At 43.9% G+C, this 6,000-nt stretch carries 4 protein-coding genes; 2 read left to right on the top strand and 2 right to left on the bottom strand.

Features of this window, described 5'->3' with window-relative positions:
* Positions 1-276: 276 nt before the first annotated feature.
* The gene (locus L990_RS05025) at positions 277-1,323 is read right to left on the bottom strand and encodes a 3-oxoacyl-ACP synthase III family protein (RefSeq protein ID WP_047446115.1); all 1,047 of its coding nucleotides are present in this window, start codon (positions 1,321-1,323) and stop codon (positions 277-279) included.
* 348 nt (positions 1,324-1,671) lie between these two features.
* On the opposite strand from L990_RS05025, the gene L990_RS05020 reads away from it, so the two are divergent.
* Positions 1,672-2,541, top strand: a complete 870-nt coding sequence (locus tag L990_RS05020; RefSeq protein WP_047446113.1) for a LytR/AlgR family response regulator transcription factor — start codon at positions 1,672-1,674, stop codon at positions 2,539-2,541.
* Between the two features lie 153 nt (positions 2,542-2,694).
* Entirely contained in the window at positions 2,695-5,067 is a 2,373-nt protein-coding gene (locus L990_RS05015; protein WP_081981600.1) for a TonB-dependent receptor domain-containing protein, read from the top strand.
* 116 nt (positions 5,068-5,183) lie between these two features.
* Here L990_RS05015 and L990_RS05010 read toward each other — a convergent pair whose 3' ends face one another.
* Positions 5,184-5,867 carry a hypothetical protein gene (locus L990_RS05010; protein ID WP_047446109.1) on the bottom strand — a complete coding sequence of 228 codons (684 nt, stop codon included), beginning with the start codon at positions 5,865-5,867 and terminating at the stop codon, positions 5,184-5,186.
* Positions 5,868-6,000 lie beyond the last annotated feature (133 nt).

The raw sequence follows: 6,000 nt of genomic DNA, 5'->3' as shown, positions 1-6,000 counted from the left end.
AAAAAAGGTTTCCAACGTAATCTGCATGAAAAACCGAAAAACGATACTTACCGGAAAACTTATTGAAGGAAACTCGCCTAGCAGCGCCTCCTTTACCATTTCGCTAAACAGCGCCTTTACCTCTCCCGCAACCGTTAACTTTTAGAGTTAATCAGTCAACCATATAAATGCAAGAAGCGGCCATGTACAGCCGCTTCTTTCTATATATAACAAGACATATCCAATTTAAATGACCTGTGGCACCACCTACACCGCCTTCGGTATTCGCCGAACCGCCTAAATACACCAGCGGAACAGCGCCGAAGCAACCGACCAGTTAGAGCCTAGGTCGGCGAAGAGCACCAAATCGCCCTTTTTGAGCTTTCCCTTTTGCTGAGCATCGCTGGTAACGATTGGAATGCTCGACGTCTCCACGCAAGCCGTGGTGGCAATGGTTTCATGCACCTTCGAGTAGTCGACCCCCACGTTGGCCGCCCATCGCCTGTTTATCCAATCTATCTTTTGCGCAAAAATATAGTGGTCTACCTCATCTGGATTCATTGCAAGGGCTCCCAAGCACTGATGAACCGAGTAGGGAAGGAAATTTTCGACAAACGGGAAGTCGCGCTGAAAGCTGTTAGGCGCAATGGTAAAGTACGCCCTTAGCGACTCCTCGGTATCGAATGGCGCAGCCACGGCCGTCTCCACCCGAACCCCTGCTGCAATATCGGGATACTGATCCGACATCATGTGGTAGCCTAGCATTCCGTAACCAGGCTCGGTTCTTCGCAAAACAAACGCCCCTGCCCCATCGCCAACCAGCATCGACTTCATGATGGTGCTATCGGTATTGCCGAGAATGGTTTCGCCAGAGACAACCAGCACCGTTTTATAAAAGCCAGAAGCAACAAACGAAGCGCCAGTAATCAGCGCGTACATCCAGCTGGTAAATCCTTGATCGACATTAATGGCGGTAGCGTTACGAGCGCCAAGCACCGTTTGTATAAGCACCGAGTTGGGAGGCGTTAGCTGCTTAATATCGCGTGAAATGTGGGTAACCACCACCATATCCACCTCGAGGATGTCGATACCGGCATTCTCGACAGCATTTTTCGCCGCCTTAATCGCCATATCGGTGTAGGTTTCGGAGCCTGCCCAACGGCGCTCGCGGTTTCCGCCCTGGTTCTCCAAAAAGCTGAGCTCCTCGGCCGATAGCTTGATGTTGGTGAAGTCGCTATTCTTTACAACCTGTGGTGGAAGGTAGCTGCCCACCCCAATAATCCCTACGGGAACAGATGGAATTACAGGTTTTGTGTTTGATAGGCAATATTTTGCGTCAATCATGATTAAAAAATTAGTAGGAGGCGTGAAAATATACCTTTTTACCGTATTTCTACGTCCCAAAAGGCAATGGAGGCACTGCAAAAGCACTATTTAATTATTGGAGTACTGATATAGAAAGCCGAAAACGCTCTTTTCCGTTCAAAAATTAAGGTCAAAATAAAATAATCCGACATATAATTTAAAAAACACGCACTCCTCCATACTGCAACTACCTGCTAATCAAACAAAATATAAACGGACATAAAATCTAGCGTTCTACACAAATATATACACCTATAGGTTGAAGGAGTTTCGGATTTTTAATATATTTATTCGCATATTAATCGCTTTTCATCGGCAGCTGCAGCAATGACAAATCGGATCAACACACTCCTTAAGAAAGAGTACCCACAAAACTTTATCACCAAAAATCCCGCAAGCGGAACCCTCTTCTACTTTTTCCTTATCTTCTGCTTCCTTATTATTTATAAACCGCTCCACATCAACAGCGCGCGCTCTTTTAGCATATCCGTTACCATGCTGCTTTACTGCGCCGCCATTTCAATTCCGGTGCTTATACTTGCCAATGCTATTAACAGGGTAAACAGCCATACCAAAAGTAAAGAATGGACATTTGGAAAAGAGGTTTTGTCCATTGCCATTCTACTTACCACTATCGGTTTTTGTGCCTACCTCGCTGGATTTATAATAGAGACTCCAACCTCGCGCTGGGATCTACACACCTTCGCCGATGCCTTTTCAAGGGCCGTTTTAGTAGGGCTCATCCCCTACCTTTTTACAACCTTGCCCAATACGAGATACCTATTCTCCCGTCAGATTGAAAAGACACCTGCAGCAACCCCAAGTAACACCTCCGAAAAAGAAGTTCTGCCCATCCAAATCGTATCCAAGGCAAAAAAGGAGGAGCTCACCTTCCTTCCAGACCAGCTCATTTACGCCGAATCGGAGGGCAACTACGTAACCTTTCATCTAGCCATAAATGGAATCGAGAAGAGCATTCTGATTAGGAATTCGATAAGCAGCATAGAGCAACAGCTGGCTGCACATCCGCAGCTCATGCGTGTACATCGAGCCTTTATTGTAAATGTAAGCAAGGTATGCGCTAAAAGTGGCAATACGTTAGGTTACCGATTAAAGGTTGCCGAGTGCAGTAAGTCAATACCCGTTTCGCGGCAGAATACGCACGAATTTAACCTGCGCGTAAAGCAATATAGCTAGCCATTGGTAACAAAAAGGAGCCATACATCCCATTTACGAATAGCCTTAGCCAAAAAACAAACCTTCAACAACAAATATTTACCATGTATACCAACTTTTAGGATGGCATTGTAGTTCTCCATCACTTTGTAGTCGCAAACAAATATTCATGCAATGAAAAATTTAATAGCACGACTACGATGTAGAACAAAAATGGTTGGATTTTTGCTCCTGCTAACAGCAGCTACATCTGCAAAACTCTACGCCCAAAAGGGTATTGCTGTCTTTGGGAAAATTGTAGAAGAAAAAAGTAGCAGCCCCATTCCATTTGCCACCATTCTCCTCTTCAAAGAATCAAAAACAGGCGCTCTCCCCTGCTATGGCACTGCCTGCAATAGCGCTGGAGAGTTTACCGTAAAAATCGAAAAGGCCGGAAGCTATCGGCTTGTTGCAAAATCGACTGGGTACAAAATGGCCGCTCAACACTTGTCAATATCGGCCACCAGCTCCAACATCGGAACAATTAAGCTGCAGGATTCAACATTCACCATAAATGAAATGGTTGTTGTAGCGGAACGTATAGGAAGTAAATCTGAAAAAGGGAAAAACGTTTACTACATAAACCGTAAAACGCTCGAAGCGTCCTCCTCCACCGCAGACTTGCTACGTCACATTCCCAGCGTTCAGGTAGACCTAAAACACAACATTTCAGTAGACAACCAGAGCAACGTACTTATCTATGTCAACGGAAAAGAGCGCGATAAAAGCTACATAGATCAGCTAAACCCGTCTCAAATAGATAAGGTAGAGATTATCAGCACCCCACCATCCAGCTATGAGGGAAATGTATCGGGAATAATAAATATCATTTTAAAGAAGGATAAAAAGGCAGGCTTAAGCGGTCAGCTATTTTCGGAAATACCAACATCAAAATCGGAAGTCTACCTCTTCCCCACCTACAGCATCAGCTACGGCATAAAGAATATAAACCTTTACACCTCCTATAACGGAGAAATTAACTACGAAAATATAGACGAATGCCTATTCCGTAAAGTAAAATTGGGTTCCAACAAGGCTGATATCTCAACAATCCAACAGGTGAGACAAAAAAATATATCGCATAAAGTACATTACGGCATCGACTACCACGCAACCCCAAACGATTTAATTAATATCTACGGCTTCTACAACCCTTACTCGTACGAACAAAATGGGACTGTTAACACCTACTATGAAGGTGATTATACCCAAAAGTGGAGCTCATCCAAAAAAGAGTCGGATAGCAACGAAAGCATTTTCAGCTCGATATACTACCAGCACAAGTTCAATAAAGAAGGACAAGAGCTCTCTGTAGACATTAGCAGATCCTCCCTAACATCGAACAACACCATCACCTATCAAAGTGTCGATAGCAGTAAAAGCATACAGCATATCAATCAAGTAAAACCAAGGCATTCGGCTACAACGGTAAAGGTCGATTTTTCGACTCCACTGAGCTCGAACATAAGCCTAGGAGCTGGAGTAAAGATGAAAACAGAAAATATGCATGATAACCTCTCTACAAACTTTCGGTATACCGATAAGATTTACGCTCTATACACATCAATCCAATATAAACCGCAACGATACGATATAAGTATGGGGTTGCGCGCCGAGGATGCCGAGAAGAACATTCCCAATGTGCTAAGGACATCAACGCTATCCTTGCTACCCTACGCCAATCTCAAATACGAGCTCAGTAAGCAGCAAAGCATACAGCTAACCTTTCGTCGTTCCGTAAATCGAGCTTCCATGTTTCAGCTAAATCCCTACGTATACGCTGACGATCCCTATTCTGTTCGAAAGGGGAACATGCTGCTACAACCAGAATTCCGAACCTCGGTAAAGCTAGAGTATGCTACCCAAACCCAAAGAAGAAGCTTTACCCCAAATCTATTTTATGAGCGCATAACAAACGTACTAGGCAACCTCACAACGGTAAGCAGTAGCAACATATTTGAGACCCAAATTCAAAATATGGGAACAATCCAGCAGTATGGAGTGCAGCTTCTTGGAACATTTCGATATGGAATACTCTCAACGAGCTATAGCTTCCGCCTGTACCACCAGCAGGCAACCCCAAGCAGCTTACCCCGTAAATATAGCGTAGATGCAAATGAAAAAATGGTTTTCGATTCGGGCGTATCTGCAATACTCTCCTTTAAGCATAGCTTTGCGCTATCCGCAATTTTACAGTATAGCACCACAAAGTATGGCATCCAAAGCAGCAGCTTCTCCGATGCGCTATACTTTATAAACGTCGACAAAACATTCCGCAACAACCTAAAGGTAGGTATAGTAAGTGCGCTCCCGTTGGCCAGAAACTTCGTGTATCAGGGCTCCGATTTCTCTACGGCCAGCTATAGCAGCCACTACACAGGAAACTTAAAACTCTCTACATTTCCTTTAATGTTCCGAATTGGGTATACCTTTAGCACAGGACAAAGCAGAAGCCTTACAAGCAGAGATAAAGAGGAGGTTATTCAGCGCACCAAACCTGGATTGTAAAACAAAAATAAAGCCAACCATTACACGTTAACTGTAGCCAAAACCAACACAACAGCAACCATCTTCCCTCTCGATACAAAGCAAAAGGCTACCTTTTCGGTAGCCTTTACGCTATACTATTTATTTGATTTTTTATCATCCTTCGCGTAGCGCACTCCAACACCTATAACCTGTCGTGCCGAAATGTAGCCGTTGTAGAATTCAGGTTCCTTCTTTCGTAAAACTTCCATCTGAAGGTCAATCTGGGAGGTAAGCATTTCCTTTGCCTCGTCAATAAGCCCTACCAGCTGCTCCTTCGAGATCTTTCGGTTGATAATCTCGTTACGAGGAGCCGTTTGCATCTTACTAAAAGCTTCCAACTTGGTAAGTAGGGTTGGTATCTCCTCCTTTTCAATTCCGTAGCCAACCAATCGATCTGCATTAGCAACGGCATAGCCTCCAATCTGCTTTACAGCAATTATGAAATCTTGATCTTTTAGCCTACTAAGGGTAGATTCGGATACGTTCACTGCTCTAGACATTTCCATATCCTTGTTAAAGTTGGCGATAGAAAGAAGCGCACATGAATATACATAGGCTTGATCCTCTATATCCTCCCTCATGATCTCCTTTTCCACACTTGCATACCCAACATCCTTGTTGGCACTTAGCGTTGAGTCTTCAATTGTGTCCACGGCAACCAAGAAAAGGGGTACAGATTGGTTCAGAACCTCGACCTTTGTCCAGATTGGCCTATTGTCATTAAATAAAATGCGGGTGGTCTTGAGCATTCTAATGACGTTGGATGTTTTTTTATCCATACTCGTTCATTTTTTTTATTATAAAATGGGAGAAAAAGGTGGATAAGGCCGACCACTCCAGTTAATTCAATGGTAAGACAGCAGATGCATTTGCATCGCCATCAGCTTGGGTTTCCTACACGTTGTAACCATT

It is taken from the genome of Alistipes sp. ZOR0009 (assembly GCF_000798815.1).
Classification (GTDB): domain Bacteria; phylum Bacteroidota; class Bacteroidia; order Bacteroidales; family ZOR0009; genus Acetobacteroides.
The sequence above is the reverse complement of the archived record's forward strand: the minus strand, read 5'-3'. Positions and strand labels throughout refer to the sequence as shown.